The following is a 16,106-nucleotide window of genomic DNA, read 5'->3' on the forward strand; positions in this document are numbered from 1 at the left end:
CCTGCAATGCTTCAGGCAGCTGCGACTTGTCGCCCTGCTTGCCGATGGCGATCACAGCCTCGATGGCATAGTCGTGCGGCACCGCCAGTGCCTCGCGCAACCGCGCCTTGTCGAAGCCGCCGATGCCATGTGCGTGCCAGCCCGACAGCGTTACCTGGAAGGCCAGGCTGGCCCAGGCCGCGCCGGCGTCGAAGGAATGCGTGGCGATGTCCTGCGGCTCGGTCTTGCCCGGCGGGATCCACACCTTGCGCGACAGAATGGCCACCAGCGCCGACGCGCTCCGTGCCCAGCCTTGGTTGTACTCCGAAAGCGCGTCGAAAATCGGCTGCCAGGCCGGTGTATCGCGCCGCCCGTAGACGAAGCGCCACGGCTGGGCGTTGTAGCCGGACGGCGCCCAACGCGCCGCCTCGAAGAAGCGCAGCAGCGTGGCGGGTTCGATCGCCTCGCCGGTGAAGGCGCGCGGCGACCAGCGCTGCAGGAAAAGCGGATGGATATCGTGCTCGGTGCTGCGGGGCTGCGACATGAGGGTTCCTGGTGATGGATGCGGACAGTATTGGCTCAAGATGCCGGCGGGTGGTGAGCCGTGGCTGGAATCGGAGAGCGCTCCAGGGCTGATTCCAGCATGACTTTCTACGGCTTTCCTACGAGTATTTGCGCAGGTTCTTACTCGGATAGCTGTGTGCACCAGGACCGGCGGATGGCATGCGCCGGGCTCGGGCTCTCACGCCAACGCTGATTCCTGAGCTCGCCTCATTGCCCCGGCGCCCGGCCCGGGGTCGCGCATATCCATATCCGAAACCCTTTCTTGTGGTCGTCAGCGTGATCCAGCAAGATGCCCGCCTCCCTTTCACTTGCTTCGGCGCGTGGTCCGCATGAATTCCGTCTTCCGCTTCTCGTCCTTTGCCCGAATCGTCGCCGCCTTGCTTTGCCTGTCCGCGGGCGTCGCGCATGCGGATGCCACGCTCGACAAGATCAGGCAGCGCGGCAAGCTCGTGGCGGGCGTGGTCCTCTCCGGCCCGCCCTTCGGCACCATCGACCCGGCCACGCAAAAGCACGTGGGCTATAACGTGGAGTTGTCCGAGGGTGTGGCCAGGGGCCTTGGCGTCACGCTGGAAACCATCCAGGTGCAGCCCTCGAACCGCGTGCAGTTCCTGCAGCAGGGCAAGGTCGATATCCTGATCGCCAATATGCAATGGACGCAGGAGCGCAGCGAGATCCTGTCCTTCGTGCCCACGCCATTCGAGGAGGTCGGTGGCGCCGCTATCGCCAGGAAGGGTAGCGGCATCGCCAGGTGGGAAGACGCCAAAGGCAAGCCGGTATGCGTTTCGCAGGGCAGCAACTTCACCAAGCCGCTGGCCGAGCAGTACGGCGCGCAGATCAGGGCCTTCCGCGGCCAGCCCGAGTCGCTGCTGGCGCTCAGGGGCGGCAATTGCGTGGCGGCGGTGCATGTGAGCCCGACGCTGCGCGACCTGGTGGAGAACAACGCCGACTGGAAGGACTACGAGATCGTTTCGCCGCGCGACCTGATCCCGTCCCCATCGGTGATCTGGGTGCGCAAGGGTGAGACCGATACCCAGGCCGTGATCGACCGCATCGTGCAGGACTGGCATCGCACCGGCTGGCTGATCGGCGTAGAGAAGAAGAACGGCATGACGCCCACGCCGCTGCTGCGCCAACTGCACGAGAAGTTTCGCAAGACGCCCGCCTGAGGCGACGCACGCATGGCAGGGAATCGCTACAGGGGACGGGCCGGACAATGGTTAGCCGAAAGCCGAAAGCCGATAGCCCGGTTCCGCGTCCTGTGGTGCCTCCTGTTCTGTCGAACAGCAAAGACCGTTGCCATCCGCGATTTCAAAGCCAATCGCGGGCATCCTGAAAAGCCGCTCTGCCGCAAATGCATGAACGCGCAGGCGCGGCCGGGATGTCTCCTCCACTTCGCTGGATGCGCCGAAAGACATATGCATATCCAGACTTGTTATTTCCCGCGTAACTGGCCAGACAGTAAGCTTTGACGCTCACTCACCGGCCGAGGCAGTCCTGCCTTGCCGCGTTGCCCCGGTTTCAAATTCTACTCGTCGCGGGACGAGCCAGTTTCCATGACATCCAGCGCCTCAAAGCCATTCGACGTGCGGACTGCCGCGCCGCCAGCCGCGAAGGAGAAAGCCCGCGGCCGCGAGCGCAGGCTCGGCAATGCCGGGTTCCTGGCGATCTCGTGGGCCACGCCCGTACTGGTCCTGGTCGTATGGGAATTCCTGTCCCGCGCGGGCTATATCGAACCGCAGGTGCTGCCGGCGCCCAGCAGCGTCGCACGGACGGCATGGGAAATGATCCGTGACGGATCGCTGTTCGTTCACCTCGCATACAGCCTGGCACGGGCGGCGACCGGCTTTGCCATCGGTGGCGCGATTGGCTTTGGCCTGGGCATCCTGGTGGGCTTCTCCCGCCTGGCGGAGGCCGTCCTGGACCGCTCGGTGCAGATGGTGCGGGCGATCCCGTTCCTTGCCCTGCTTCCGTTGGTCATCGTCTGGTTCGGCGTGGAGGAGAGCGGCAAGATCTTCCTCGTCTCGCTGGCCGTGCTATTCCCGATCTATATCAACACGGTGCTGGGCATCCGGCAGGTGGACCCGAAGCTGCTGGAGGTTGGCAAAGTGACGGGCCTGAGCCTGGGCGAGCAGATCTCGAAGATCGTGCTGCCGGGTGCCATGCCGTCCATCCTGACCGGCGTGCGCTATGCGCTCGCCGTGTCGTGGCTGGCGCTGGTCATCGCCGAGACGATCGCCACGACGAAAGGCATCGGCTTCCTCGCCATGGATGCCCGCGAGTTCCTGCAGACCAATGTCATCGTACTCACCCTCCTGATTTACGCCGCCATCGGCGTGCTCGCGGATAGCCTGGCGCGCCTGCTGGAACGCCGCTTGCTGTCCTGGCATCCCAACTACGACGCAAAGGGTTCACGCTGATGTCCGCGCAAACAGCAACCCGCCAGCGCGGCGAAGCGGCGGTCGTCGTCCGTGGATTGCGCCGTCAGTATGGCGAACATGTGGTGGTGGACGATCTCGACCTGCAGATCGACGCCGGCGAATTCGTCGCGCTGCTCGGTGAAAGCGGCTGCGGCAAGACCACGCTGCTGCGCGCGCTGGCTGGTCTGGACCCCATCGACGCCGGCCACGTGGACGGCCCCGCGCAGCCTGCCGTGGTCTTCCAGGAGCATCGGCTGATGCCGTGGTTCCCGCTATGGCGCAATGTCGCGCTGGGCATCCCGGACGACAAGGGCAGGCCGCTCGCCGAGGCGGCTCTGCGCGAGGTTGGCCTCGGCGGGCGTGAAAACGACCTGCCCAGACGACTCTCCGGCGGGCAGGCGCAGCGTGTGGCATTGGCTCGCGCGCTGGTGCGCGAGCCCCGCTTGCTGTTGCTGGACGAGCCGTTCGCCGCGCTCGATGCGCTGACTCGCATCAAGATGCATGTGCTGGTGAAGGAGCTCGTGGCACGTCACCAGCCTGGCGTGTCCAGGCCGGCCTGGCGCTCGGCGCCGGCCTGGGGCTGCCGCAAGGCGTCCTGGCCGAGGGTACCCGCAATACCGACAAGGTGCGGGTGGGTTGGGGGCCCGGCGGCTTGCCGCTGATCGCGCGCGAACGCGGCGAATTCGAGAAGAACCTGGCGGCCAAGGGCATCAAGGTGGAATGGGTCGGCCCCTTCCCCAATCACGCGCCGTCGCTGCAGGCGGTGGTGGGCGGCAGTGCCGACTTCGGCTTCTGGGGCAGCACGACGCCAGCGCTGGCGGCGATCATCGCCGGCTCGCCGCTGGTGTTCGCGCAGTTCAATGTCTATAGCCCGCGCAGCACCGCGATCATCGTCAAGAAGACCTCGGGCATCAACTCGGTCAAGGACCTGGCCGGCAGGAAGGTGGCGGTGAACCGCTCCGGCCTGGGAGAGTTCCTGCTGGTGGCGGCGCTGGAAAAGCATGGCGTCGACCGCGCGAAGGTGGAGTTCGTCTACCTGAATCCGCCGGACGCGGCACCCGCCTTCGGGCAGGGCAAGGTCGATGCCTGGTCCATGTGGACGCCCGGCGTGGACATCGCGCGCAGCCAGTACGACGCCAAGGACATCTTTTTCGAAGGCACCGACCTGGACTTCCTGATCGACTATTCCTCGCTGGTCACGCAGCGGCGCTTCGCGGTGGAGAACTCCGCCCTGGTGCGCGCCGTCATCGACGCCTATCGCATCGAGGGAACGTGGTCGGACCAGCATGCTGCCGAGGCCGAGGCCTTCGCCCAGAAGGCAGGCAAATACAGTAATGCCGTGCGTGACCACCTGATCGGTTATCGCCGCCAGAACAAGTTCTACGAGGCCGACGACAAGGCCTTCCTCGGCCAGTTCCAGCGGGCCGCGGACTGGCTGGCCGAGCGCCGCATCCTGCCGAAGCGGGTCAACGTGGCCGAGTACTCCGTGAGAGTGTGAGCCGGGTTTCCTGTCCGGGCGCTTCCGGCGCCCGGGCGCTGTCACGCCATTCCGATACTGCCGCGCCATGGCTGGGGTATCGCAGCAATATGCCGCGATACGCAGCCTCCGTCCCACCGCAAGGACCTTTTCATGTCATCCGCACCTCCCGTTCGCCTGGGCGTCAACGTGCTCGCCTCCGGCCGCCATGACGCCGCCTGGAAGACGCTGCCAGATCCGGCCCGCCTGTCCACCGATATCGACAGCTTCGTCGAGATTGCCCGGATCGCCGAGCGCGGCAAGATCGACGCGCTGTTTCTCGCGGACGGGCCGGGCGGGCTGGTGCCGGAGGCCTTTCACCGGCCGTGGCGCGCGCTCGATCCGCTGGCGCTGCATGCCGCGCTGAGCCAGGCCACCCGGCACATCGGCCTGGTGGTGACGGCATCCAGTCTCTTCGGCCATCCGTATATCGTGGCGCGCCAGATTGCCACGCTCGACCACATCAGCAAAGGGCGCTCCGCCTGGAACATCATCACCAGCCAGGTGCCGGTGGCGCTGGCCGCCTACGGGCTCGACAAGGGCTTCGAGCAGGAGGCGCGCTACCAGCGCGCAACCGAATTCGCGGAGATCGTGGTCCAGTTGTGGGACTCCTTGCCGCAGCACGCCGTGGTGGCCGATGCGCGCAGCCATGTCTACGTGGATCCGGCACGACTGAGGCCGATCCGCTACCGGGGCGAGCATTTCCGCAGCGAGGGCACGCTGTCCACCCCGGCCACCCCGCAGGGCCGCCCCGTCATCTTCCAGGCAGGGCAGTCAGATGACAGCAAGGCCTTCGGCGCGCGCTTCGCCGATGCGCTCTTCACCGGGCAGCGCCGCATCGAAAAGGGGCGGACGTTCTACGCCGACGTGAAGTCCCTGGCGCGCAGCTACGGGCGCAATCCGGACCACCTGCTGGTGATGCCCGGCCTGTTCCCCATCCTGGGCGGCACCGAGGCCGAGGCGCACAGGCGCAAGCGGGAACTGGACGAGCAACTCGATCTCGCATTCTTGCGCGAGGAACTGGCGCACCACCTGGCGCTCGATCCGGACGATCTGCCGCTGGACGAAAAGCTGCCCTTTGACAAGATCGAGCAGGCGGAAAGCCGGGTGCCCGTGGCCTCGCGATGGCATCGGCGGGAAATCCTCAGCGAGGCGCGCGCGAACGACTGGACCGTGCGCCAGACGCTGGTCAGCAATATCACCGGCGGACACCGGATCATCGCAGGCACGCCGGAGCAGGTTGCCGCCGACATCCTGCACTGGGTCGACAGCCGCGCCGCGGACGGTTTCAACCTGAACATCGACGTACAGACGGGCGGTCTCGAAGATGTGGTGGACCACCTGATCCCCGTGTTGCAGAAGGCGGGGCGCTTCCGCACCGAGTACACGGGAACGACACTGCGTGACCACCTGGGACTGCCGGCGTATGCGGACCCGCGCGATCCGGGCGTCGCCGCGCAGGCCGCCAGCCGCGAAGGAGTGACCGATCATGTCTGAGGTTGCATCGGTCGACCTGATCGCGTGGAGCGACGTGACACGGCGGCTCGGCTACGAAGACCTGTTCCGGGAGCTGGCGGCGGGTGCTRCCGAGCGCGACGTGGCGCACCGGCTCCCCTTCGCCGAAACGGCCGCCCTCAAGGCACGCGGCTTCGGCGCCGTGYGGTTGCCGCGTGCCGAGCGCGGGCAGGGCATCACGCTGCCGGAGTTGTTCCTGCTGGCACGCGATCTCGCCACGGCGGACTCCAACATCGCCCACGTGTTCCGCAATCACTTCTTCGCGGTCGAGCAGCACCTGAAGACCAGGGACGGCGCCTTCTCGCGGCATGTTCTGGAATTGGCGGGACAGGGCAAGACCTTCGGCGTCGCTTTCAACGAACTGACCGGCGAGCCGGCCGGCTCCCTCGGCCAGGTGCCGGCCACCCGGCTCGTGCCGGTGCCCGGCGAGCCCGGGTGGCGCATATCGGGCAGGAAAATCTACTCGACCGGCAACCTGTACGCCGACTACCTGTTCTCCACGGCAATCGAGCCGGCCACCGGGCGCACCAAGCAGTTTTTCATCGCATCTTCTGCGTCCGGCGTGAAGCTCGACGACGACTGGGACGGATTCGGGCAACGGCTCACAGGCTCGGGCACCACGGTGTTCGACAACGTGTACGTGAACGAGGCGGACCTGCACGATCTGCCTGCCCGCGCGAATGACGGCCGGCCCGTGCTGTATGGCTTCACCTTCCACCAGGTGTACCTGACCACCGCCATCACCGGCATCGTCAGCAGGATACTGGCGGATGCCGTTGCCCTGGTGCGCGCGCGGCACCGCAACTACTATCACGCGCTGGCGCAGCGGCCGGGTGACGAACCGGAAATCCAGGCGACGATCGGCCGCATCGCGGCCTACCGCAGCGCCCTGCACGCCGTCACCGACCGCGCCGTGCAAGCGCTGGACCTTGCCTGGCGGGAGTCCCATGGCCCGGACGCGCATCGCTTGTCGCTGGCCGCCACGGTGGCGGCTTCCGAGGCCAAGGTGGTCACCGACGAGGTGGCCGCCAATCTGGCCAGCCTGCTGATCGACGTGTCCAGCGGCAGCGGGGTTTCCACCCAGGCAGCGCTCGACCGGCACTGGCGCAACATCAAGGTCATTGCCTCGCACAACCCGCGCCTCTACAAGGAGCGGGTGCTGGGCGACCATTACCTGAACGGCACGTTGCTGCCAACCGGCGCGTTCTTCTAGATGGTCCCGGTGGACATGCGAGAGCAGGCATGGATACCGGTTGCGTTTCAACGCAGATGTCCGGCCCCGGGGGGCCGCCACCCGTACAAGCAGAGGAAACCACCATGAGCGCAGATGAACGCCTTGCAAGATTCGTCGCCGGACCCCGAACCGCCAGCAAGCCCGCGGCGCACTACCAGAACGCCACGGCATGGGGCAACCTGCTGTTTCTTTCCGGCAAATCCGCCGCGCCTGTAGACAGCAAGGCGCCGCGCGGGAAGCTCGGGCGGGAATTCTCCGTCGAAGAGGGAAAGCACTTCGCACATCTCGCCGCGATCGAACTCTTGCTCGTCCTCAAGGACGAACTCGGATCGTTGGACAAGGTTGCGCAGGTGCTCGAACTGCAGGGATTCGTCAATGCCACCGAGGATTTCGAAGAGCATGCCCTGGTGCTCGATGGTGCCTCCGATACCCTCGTCGAAGTGCTCGGCGATGTCGGCATCCACGCGAGGTCCGTGCTCGGCGCCAGTTCGCTGCGCGGCAACAACCCCGTGATCCTGCGGGCAGTGGTGGGCGTGAGGCCCTGACGGCAGGCTTGCCGGTGAAGGCCTGGCGCAGGCCGCAGACCAAGCCGTTTGCAACGGGGATTCCCGCCGGGCGGCGGAGCCGCAGCCCGGCCACCCTGCCGCGAAGATGGTAGCAAGCAAGATCGAAAAGCTTCGTTGCCCGCGCTTCCACGCGGTTGCAATATCCAGGACTGCTCTGTCTCACGGGGCGCCTTGCCGGTGCTGCTCGTATCCTCCATGTCTATCAAGAAATCTCGCTTGCGCGCCGTCTGCATACTGTTTTCCCTCGCCCTGGGCGGCACCTTCGGCGCGCACGCATTGGCCCAGCCGGGCGGCGCGGATCCGGCGGTCCCGGCGGGAACGAAGCTGGTTGTAGCGGACCAGAACGAAGCCCTCCAGACGCTGCTGCGCAGCGCCGGCGAGCAGGCTAGGGTGGGCGCCAGCATCACCTATGCCAACTTCCTCGGTGGCCCCGCGATCCTGGAGGCCTTCCGCGCAGGCGCCCTCGACCTGGCAGTGGTTGGCAATACGCCGCCGATTCAGGCCCATGCCGCAGGCGAGACGCTGCCGGTTGTCGCAGCCAGGAAGAATTCGGCGCCGGACTACCAGTTCGCCGTGCGGCCAGGGTTGACGATCAACACGCTCAAGGAACTGAAAGGCAAGAAGATCGCCTATGCCGAAGGAACCGGCCGCCAGCCTTTCGTGCTGGCCGCGCTGAAGCTGGCGGGCCTGTCCCGGCGCGATGTCAGGCTGGTGCCGCTGCGCGCGGGCGAGTTCCCCACCGCGATCCACAGCGGGCAGGTCGATGTGGCGGCCCTGAATGAGCCGCACTTCAGCCGCTACCTGCGCGACTACGCGGACCAGAAGGCCAGCACGATACCCGCGGCCGAGCATGCCGCGCTGCCCACCGGCACGGCCTACCTGTATGCCAGCCCGAAGGCGCTCAAGGACCCGGCCAAGGCCGCCGCGATCCGCCAGTTCGTGAAGGGCTGGATCCGGGCCAGCGACTGGGCCGTCAAGCATCCGCAGCAATGGGTGCAGGCCTACTACGTGAAGAACCAGGGCCTGAAGCCGGAGGACGGATTCGCCATCGTCAGGTCGGAGGGGAAAGTCTACTATCCGCTGCTGTCGGCGCTGATCCCGTCACAGCAGCAACTGGTTGACCTGATACACGATGCCGGCGACATACCGAAGCGCCTGGACGCCCGCGAGGAGTTCGACCTTGGTTTCGATCCCGTGATCAAGGCTGCCGTCGATTCGCTGCCGCCGGCAGCCAACTAGGAGGACGGCATGAACCAGCAGGCTTCCACTGCAGGCAAGGGCGCTGGCGCCTGGCTACGCGCCGCGGCTTCGGGCCAGCGGCCTTCCGCGCGCGGCGCCGGACCCCGGCCGGCCTTGCTGCCGCGCAAGCTCGGTGCCTGGGGCTTGCTGTTCGGGCCGGCGGTCGTGCTGCTTGCCTGGGAGCTGGCCTCGCGGCTCGGATATCTTCCGCCCAAGCTGCTGGCTGCGCCGTCGAGCGCCGTCGTCACCGGCCTGGACCTGGCGCTCGACGGGACCCTCGGCCCGCATCTGTGGGCCTCGGCCCAGCGCGCCTACATCGGTTTGTTCTGGGGCGTGCTGATTGGGGTCACGCTCGCGCTTGCGGCTGGCCTGAGCCGTTGGGGAGAGGCGTCGATCGACAGCCTGGTGCAGATCAAGCGTGCGATTCCCACGCTTGCGTTGATTCCGCTGGCGATCCTGTGGCTGGGCAACGGCGAGTCGATGAAGATCGTCCTGATCGCCACCAGCGTGCTGGTGCCGGTCTATATCAATACCCATGCCGGGCTGCGCAGCATCGACATGCGCTACGTCGAACTGGCACAGAGCCTGGGGCTGTCGCGGGCCGAGTTCGTCCGCCGGGTGGCGCTACCCGGGGCGCTGCCCGGCTTCTTCACCGGTCTGCGGCTCGCGGTGACAACTTGCTGGACGGCGCTGGTGGTGCTGGAGCAGATCAATACCACGGAGGGCATCGGCTATCTGATGAACCGCGCCCGTGACTACGGCCAGACCGATGTCATCGTCGTCGGCCTGTGCATCTACGCCCTGCTGGGGCTGGGCTCGGATGCCCTGGTGCGTGCCTGCGAGCGCAAGGCGCTGTCCTATCGGAAGGTGATCGGGTCATGAGCGTCGCCATCGAAGCGCGCGCCCTCAGCCGGCGCTTCGGCCAGCGCACGGTGCTGGACAACCTCTCCTTTAGCATCGCCCCCGGCGAGTTCGTCGCGCTGATAGGCAAGAGCGGTTCCGGCAAGAGCACCTTGCTCAGGGCCTTGGCGGAACTCGATGCCGACGCGGGCCGCAGTGGGGAGCTCTCCGTGCCGCAGAGCCGATCGGTGCTGTTCCAGGATTCGCGTCTGTTGCCGTGGGAGAGCGTGCTCGGCAACGTGAAGCTTGGCCTGCACCAGGCAGATGCGGAGGCCAGCGCGAAGGCGGCGCTTGCCATGGTCGGGCTGGCCGGCCGCGAGCAGGCCTGGCCCAATGCGCTCTCCGGTGGCGAGCAGCAACGGGTTGCGCTGGCGCGATCCCTGGTGCGCCGGCCGGCCCTTCTGCTGGCCGACGAGCCCTTTGGCGCCCTCGATGCGCTGACCCGTCTCAGGATGCAGGGCCTGCTGCACGATGTGGTCCGCAAGCACCGGCCAGCGGTCTTGCTGGTCACGCATGACGTGGAGGAGGCGTTGGTGCTGGCCGACCGCGTCATGGTCATGGATGCGGGGCGCATTGTGCTCGACCGGCCAGTCGGGCTGTCCCACCCGCGCAGAAGGAGCGGAGCGGGCTTTGATCAGCTACGCGACCAGTTGCTTTCCGCCCTCGGCATGGACACCTGCGTGTAGGCGCCTCGTTCCACCTCCCCGATCCATCGACCCCTTGACCCCATGGCGAAGAAGCAACTCCACCTGAATCTGTTCGTCCACGGCCGCGGCCACCACGAGGCGGGCTGGCGCCATGCGCGCGCCACGCGCCTGCCGCTGACCGATATCGGCTACTACGAGGCGCTCGCCCGCACGGCGGAGGCAGGCTGCTTCGACTCCGTGTTCCTTGCCGATGCGCTGGCACTGGGGGAGGGCATCCGGCACGTCGCCGGCGCCGGGCTGGAGCCGATCACCGCGGTAGCGGCGCTGGCACGGGCCACCAGCCGGATCGGCTTTATCGCCACTGCCTCCACCACTTACTCAGAGCCTTTCAACCTGGCTCGCCAGTTCGCTTCGCTCGACCACATCACGAACGGCCGCGTGGGCTGGAATATCGTAACGTCGTGGGTCCAGGGCGCCAACCAGAACTTCGGGCTGGACCAGCAGCCGCCGCATGCGGAGCGTTACGCGCGTGCCCACGACTTCCTGGAGGCGGCCACCAAGCTATGGGACAGCTGGGCCGACGATGCCATTGTCGATGATGCGCAAACGGGGCGCTTTGCCGACCCCGGCCGTATCAGGCCGATCGGGCATGCCGGCGCGTTCTACAAGGTGGCCGGCCCGCTCAATATCCCCCGGGGGCCGCAAGGTCGCCCCGTGCTCGTCCAGGCAGGCTCGTCCCCCGCGGGGAAGGCGTTTGCGGCACGCTATGCGGAGGCGGTCTTCACCGCGCATCTGGACAAGGAAACCGCCGTGGCCTTCTACGACGAGCTGAAAGCCGGGGCCGAGAAGAGCGGCAGGCGCGCCGACCAGATCGTGGTCCTGCCCGGCATCAGTCCGGTGATCGGTTCGAGCGATGAAGAGGCGCAGCGCAACTGGCGCGAGCTCAATGCGCTGACCGATCCCGAGGTCGGCCGTGCCAGGTTGTCCAACCGTTTCGGCGGGTTCGACTTCTCGCACCTGGATCTCGACACGCCGCTGTCGCCCGATGATTTTCCCGATCCCGCCACGGTGCAGGCGGCACAGAGCCGGGCCGTGGTGATCACCGGCCTGGTCTCCCGCGAGCGCCCGACGCTGCGCGAACTGCTGCACAAGCTTGCCGGCGCGCGCGGGCACTTCGCCCTGGCAGGCTCTCCCGAGCGCATCGCCGACACTATCGAGGATTGGTTTGTCAGTGGCGCCGCCGACGGCTTCAACGTGATGCCGCCGGTGCTGCCCGCACACCTCGACGATTTCGTCGAGCACGTGGTGCCGCTGCTGCAGCGCAAGGGCCTGTTCCGCCGTGACTACGAGACCCATACGCTGCGGGCGCACTACGGGCTGGATCGCCCGTGAGTACGCCGGCGCGCCGTGTCCTGGCAGCGGGGGGGCGGAAGGCGCCGGAAGCCGCCAGGCCGCCAAGCCGCTAGCCGTCAGCCGTTAGCCGCTAACGCACCGAGAGTCCTCACCGGAGAACAACCATGAGCCACCCCCTGCACGAGCGCCTGCAGCCCTATCCCACCGAGAAACTTGTGGCGCTGGCGGCGCAGACGCCGTTGCGCACCAAGCTGGAGCCCATCAGTTTCAGCTGGGGCGAGCCGCAACATCCCACGCCGCGCTTTATCGTGGAGGCGCTTGGCGAGCACGCCGCGGGCATTGGCCAGTATCCAAAAGTGGCCGGCAGCGATGCGCTGCGCGAAGCCATTGCCGCGTGGATCGCACGCCGACACGGCGTGACCGACCTGGACGCGGCACGCGAGATCGTGCCGGTCAATGGCTCCAAGGATGCGTTGTTCAGCGTGGCGCAGGTGGTGCTGCGGGCCAATCTTCCACTACAGGGTACGCCAGTGGTGCTGGTCAGCAACCCCGGCTACCAGGTCTATGAAGGTGCCGCGCTGCTGGCCGGGGCGGAGCCGTATTACCTGGACATCGACCCCGCGCGCGGGCTGGCCGCAGCCTTCGACGCGGTGCCGCCCGACATCTGGCCGCGCGTGCGGCTGGCCTACCTGTGCTCGCCCGACAACCCGTCGGGGCGCGTGTACTCGCTGTCCGATTGGGCGCATGTCCTGGAACTGGCCGAGCGCCACGGCTTCCATATCGTGGCGGACGAGTGCTACTCGGAGCTCTACTTCGACGAGGATGCGCCGCCGCTGGGCGTGCTGGCCGCCGCACGCGCGCTGGGCCGCGACCGCCAGCGCATCCTGGCCGTGGCCAGCCTTTCCAAGCGTTCCAACGCGCCCGGCCTGCGCTCCGGGTTTGTCGCCGGCGACGCGGAGGTGCTGGCGCGGCTGCGCCAGTACCGCAGCTATTCCGGCGGGGTACTGAGTCCGGCCGTGCAGGGCGCCAGCATCGCGGCTTGGCAGGACGAGGCGCATGTGGTGGAGAACCGGCGCCTGTACCGCGAGAAATTTGCCTTCGCCATCCCGCGCCTGCAGCAGGTGGCGAGCCTGCACACGCCGCAGGCGGGCTTCTTTGTCTGGCTGGACATCCGTGCCAGCGGGCTGGATGACGTGGCGTTCACGCGCGAATTGCTGGCCGAACAGAACCTTGCCGTGGTCCCAGGCACCTACCTGGCGCGCACGGTGCGCGGCCATAACCCTGGCGCGGGCCACATCCGCATTGCGTTGGTGGCCAGCCCGGAGGAATGCGCGCAGGGCGTGGAACGGCTGATCCGCTTTGTCCGCGCGCTGCAGCCGGCGACCGTGGCGGCCTAGTCTGCTCCGGCATCAACCCTGCGCCAGCCGCGCTTCGGCAGCGTGGCTTGATCGGACCAGGCCAAGCGCCTGCGTACCTCTGCGCCGCTCCCGCGTCAAGGAACGACTCCAACTTATCTACTGCGGAATGCTTCCTTTTGCCGGGCTGTGCGCTCGTGTGAGACTTGGCCCTCGCTTATCTGCAGGCCTTTGCCATGTCCAACATTGCCGTTCGCCTCGCGACAACCATCATCCTGGCGGTCGCCGCCACATCCTCCCATGCACAGGCTGGCCCGGCGTATCCGTCAAAGCCGATCAGCTATATCGTGCCCTATGCACCCGGCGGTACCAACGATAATGTGGCGCGCATCATCAGCAAACGGCTCGCGGAGAAGACCGGGCAGAGCGTGCTGGTCGAGTACAAGCCGGGCGCCGGCGGCACCCTGGGTGCGGGCTATGTTGCCCATGCGCCAGCCGACGGCTACACGTTGCTCAACACGTCGATCGGCAATCTCGCGATTGCGCCGCAACTGGTCAAGACGACCTTCGACCCGTTTGCGGATTTCGTTCCGGTGGCATACATCGGCAACTCACGCGCGACGGTGGCAGTCAATCCAGGCGTGCCTGCCCGGAGCCTGAAGGAACTCATCGCTTATGCCAAGGCCAATCCTGGCAAGCTGACCTACGCCACCTCGGGCAATGGTACCCCTGGGCATATCGCCGGCGAGTTGCTCAAATCGCTCGCAGGCATCGACATGCGCCATGTGCCGTACAAAGGCAGCGCGCCCGCCGTGGCGGATGTGATCGCCGGCCATGTGGACGTAGTGTTCGATCCCCTCAGTACGGCATCCATCAAGGCAGGAAAGCTGCGTGCGCTTGCCTTCTTCGGTAGCGAGACCTCGCCCGAACTGCCAGGGGTGCCGTCGATTGCGCAGGCCGGAATCACCGGCTGGGAGAATGCGTTGGGAGGGTCGTTCTTCGTCTCCGCACCGAAGGACACGCCTGCGAGCGTACTCGCGGCGTTGCGGGGATTGCTCACCGAAATCCTGCGGGAGCCCGCGACTATCCAGGCGCTCGCCCGTGTCGAGGTGGAGGCCCGYTCGCTCACACCGGAGCAGACCAAGGCAGCGATACGCTCGGTCCATGACCTGTCGCATCGCATCATACAAAGCAGCGGTACCCAGCTCTAGCTCCAGGCGCCTTTGGCGCCAGTGCCACACCAATTTGAAGTCTCTGACATGCCCATCACTTCGCCAAAGCCGATCAAACTAGGCCTGTTTCTCCTGGCCGCCGGTCATCACGCCGCCGGCTGGCGTCATCCCGACGCCGAGTCAGGTACGGAGAACATCGATCTGATTATCCGGACCGCCCAGGCAGCAGAGCGAGCCCGGTTCGACATGGTGTTCTTTGGCGACCGCTTGCTGACCACGCCCGAGTCGCACCCGTCGATGATCACGCGGCCGGAGCCGCTGACACTGCTTGCCGCATTGGCGATGGTGACGCGTCACATCGGGCTGGCGGCAACGGCATCCACGACCTATAGCGAGCCATTCAACCTCGCGCGCATGTTTGCCACAGTGGACAAGATATCCAAGGGGCGGGCCGCATGGAATATCGTGACGACCTTCGCCGATGGCTCGGTGAACTTCAGCAGGGAACGGCATCCCGACCATGCCGAGCGGTATGCGATCGCCGACGAGTTCGTCGAGGTGGTAAAGGGATTGTGGCGCTCGTGGGAGCCTGATCCTTATGTGCGCGACAAGCAGGCCGGCGTCTATGTCGACACGGGCAAGATGCACGCGCTGAATCACCGCGGCAGGTTCTTCGAGGTAGCAGGTCCGCTAAACGTGACGCCGAGCCCGCAGGGACATCCGGTGCTGATCCAGGCGGGATCTTCCGGGCCAGGCCAGGCACTCGCCGCTCGCCATGCAGAGGTTGTCTTCACGGCGCAACAGGACCTGGCGGCGGCCCGGCAGTTCTATCGGGAGATAAAGGAGCAGGTGGCGAAACAGGGGCGCGATCCGGCGCACTGCCTGGTGATGCCCGGGTTGATGCCCATTGTCGGACGTACCGAGCAAGATGCTTATGAGAAGCTTGCGGTATTGCAGAATGGCACCGATCAATCCAACGCGACCGCCTTGCTATCGGAGCAACTGGGCCACGATATTTCAGGCTACCCGCTCGATGGACCTTTGCCCGAGCTGCCATCCACCGAATCCATCCAGAGCCGCAGTCAGCTGCTGAAGAAGCTTGCGCGCGACCGTAACCTGACGCTACGGCAGCTCTATCACGTGGTTGCCAGTGCCCGAGGCCACCAGGTCGTCGTGGGCACCGCGGCGCAGATCGCGGAACATATCACCACTTGGGTGGACGAAGGCGCCGCCGATGGGTTCAACATCATGCCCGCGTATTTTCCTGGCGGCCTGGACGACTTTGCCAATGAGGTAATTCCGCTGCTGCAGGCGCAAGGGCGGGCCCGTACCGAATATCAAGGTGGAACCCTGCGGGAGAACCTCGGCTTGCCGCTGCCCTATTGACCGGATGCGCTGCAAACCTCGCCCTTCAGGGAGGGTCGGCGTTGCATGCCACGCTTCTTTGGCCCGGACAGCAACCAGTCGGATATCGTGTCTGCATTGGCGTGCATGGCTTCGGCGCACGGCGGTGCGAGGAGTCGGGCGAACTTGAAACGGTAGGCGTTTGGTGCGGGAATGGAACGATTCTTTTCGCCGAAGCTTATGCGGCGGGCCGGCGAGGGCAGCCGCGCCTGCGCCGCACGCATGGCGGGCACGGGCTCGAGGGG

16 protein-coding genes are annotated in these 16,106 nt (G+C 66.5%); 14 read left to right on the forward strand and 2 right to left on the reverse strand.

What is annotated here, in order from left to right:
- On the reverse strand, window positions 1–523 hold a 523-nt coding region (locus AC1DO7_RS17405; RefSeq protein ID WP_477116368.1), incomplete at its 3' end, for a nitroreductase family protein.
- Between the two features lie 349 nt (window positions 524–872).
- Here AC1DO7_RS17405 and AC1DO7_RS17410 point away from each other — a divergent pair.
- Complete coding sequence (locus AC1DO7_RS17410; RefSeq protein WP_441611881.1) at window positions 873–1,709, forward strand: transporter substrate-binding domain-containing protein; 837 nt, start codon at window positions 873–875, stop codon at window positions 1,707–1,709.
- A gap of 51 nt (window positions 1,710–1,760) precedes the next feature.
- Here AC1DO7_RS17410 and AC1DO7_RS17415 read toward each other — a convergent pair whose 3' ends face one another.
- Complete coding sequence (locus AC1DO7_RS17415) at window positions 1,761–1,958, reverse strand: hypothetical protein (protein WP_441611882.1); 198 nt, start codon at window positions 1,956–1,958, stop codon at window positions 1,761–1,763.
- A gap of 138 nt (window positions 1,959–2,096) precedes the next feature.
- On the opposite strand from AC1DO7_RS17415, the gene AC1DO7_RS17420 reads away from it, so the two are divergent.
- The 13 genes from AC1DO7_RS17420 (at window position 2,097) to AC1DO7_RS17480 (ending at window position 15,843) form a co-directional block, all read left to right on the forward strand.
- A complete protein-coding gene (locus AC1DO7_RS17420; protein WP_441611883.1) occupies window positions 2,097–2,960 on the forward strand; it encodes an ABC transporter permease subunit in 864 nt (287 codons plus the stop codon).
- On the forward strand, window positions 2,960–3,622 hold the full coding sequence (locus AC1DO7_RS17425; protein WP_477116369.1) for an ABC transporter ATP-binding protein: 663 nt from the start codon (window positions 2,960–2,962) through the stop codon (window positions 3,620–3,622). Before AC1DO7_RS17420 ends, AC1DO7_RS17425 begins: the two co-directional genes overlap by 1 nt.
- Window positions 3,517–4,458 carry an NrtA/SsuA/CpmA family ABC transporter substrate-binding protein gene (locus AC1DO7_RS17430; protein ID WP_477116374.1) on the forward strand — a complete coding sequence of 314 codons (942 nt, stop codon included), beginning with the start codon at window positions 3,517–3,519 and terminating at the stop codon, window positions 4,456–4,458. The genes AC1DO7_RS17425 and AC1DO7_RS17430 overlap by 106 nt, the downstream gene beginning before the upstream one ends.
- A gap of 132 nt (window positions 4,459–4,590) precedes the next feature.
- A complete protein-coding gene (locus AC1DO7_RS17435; RefSeq protein WP_441611887.1) occupies window positions 4,591–5,973 on the forward strand; it encodes an NtaA/DmoA family FMN-dependent monooxygenase in 1,383 nt (460 codons plus the stop codon).
- On the forward strand, window positions 5,966–7,204 hold the full coding sequence (locus AC1DO7_RS17440; RefSeq protein ID WP_477116370.1) for an acyl-CoA dehydrogenase family protein: 1,239 nt from the start codon (window positions 5,966–5,968) through the stop codon (window positions 7,202–7,204). The genes AC1DO7_RS17435 and AC1DO7_RS17440 overlap by 8 nt, the downstream gene beginning before the upstream one ends.
- 104 nt (window positions 7,205–7,308) lie before the next feature.
- Window positions 7,309–7,770, forward strand: a complete 462-nt coding sequence (locus AC1DO7_RS17445; protein WP_441611889.1) for a RidA family protein — start codon at window positions 7,309–7,311, stop codon at window positions 7,768–7,770.
- Between the two features lie 216 nt (window positions 7,771–7,986).
- Window positions 7,987–9,030: an ABC transporter substrate-binding protein gene (locus AC1DO7_RS17450; RefSeq protein WP_441611890.1), complete on the forward strand. Its 1,044-nt coding sequence runs from the start codon at window positions 7,987–7,989 to the stop codon at window positions 9,028–9,030.
- 9 nt (window positions 9,031–9,039) lie between these two features.
- Window positions 9,040–9,912, forward strand: coding sequence for an ABC transporter permease (locus AC1DO7_RS17455; RefSeq protein ID WP_441611891.1), 873 nt, complete (start codon window positions 9,040–9,042; stop codon window positions 9,910–9,912).
- A complete protein-coding gene (locus AC1DO7_RS17460) occupies window positions 9,909–10,616 on the forward strand; it encodes an ABC transporter ATP-binding protein (RefSeq protein ID WP_441649664.1) in 708 nt (235 codons plus the stop codon). Before AC1DO7_RS17455 ends, AC1DO7_RS17460 begins: the two co-directional genes overlap by 4 nt.
- A 42-nt stretch (window positions 10,617–10,658) precedes the next feature.
- The gene (locus tag AC1DO7_RS17465; protein WP_441611893.1) at window positions 10,659–11,969 is read left to right on the forward strand and encodes an LLM class flavin-dependent oxidoreductase; all 1,311 of its coding nucleotides are present in this window, start codon (window positions 10,659–10,661) and stop codon (window positions 11,967–11,969) included.
- 125 nt (window positions 11,970–12,094) lie between these two features.
- Window positions 12,095–13,327, forward strand: coding sequence for a succinyldiaminopimelate transaminase (gene dapC / locus AC1DO7_RS17470; protein ID WP_441611894.1), 1,233 nt, complete (start codon window positions 12,095–12,097; stop codon window positions 13,325–13,327).
- Between the two features lie 194 nt (window positions 13,328–13,521).
- Complete coding sequence (locus AC1DO7_RS17475; protein WP_441611895.1) at window positions 13,522–14,496, forward strand: Bug family tripartite tricarboxylate transporter substrate binding protein; 975 nt, start codon at window positions 13,522–13,524, stop codon at window positions 14,494–14,496.
- A 48-nt stretch (window positions 14,497–14,544) separates the two neighbouring features.
- Window positions 14,545–15,843 (forward strand): LLM class flavin-dependent oxidoreductase, encoded by a 1,299-nt coding sequence (locus AC1DO7_RS17480; RefSeq protein WP_441611896.1) that lies wholly within the window; start codon window positions 14,545–14,547, stop codon window positions 15,841–15,843.
- The last annotated feature ends 263 nt before the right edge of the window (window positions 15,844–16,106 follow it).

It is taken from the genome of Cupriavidus sp. 05N40, from assembly GCF_056397305.1.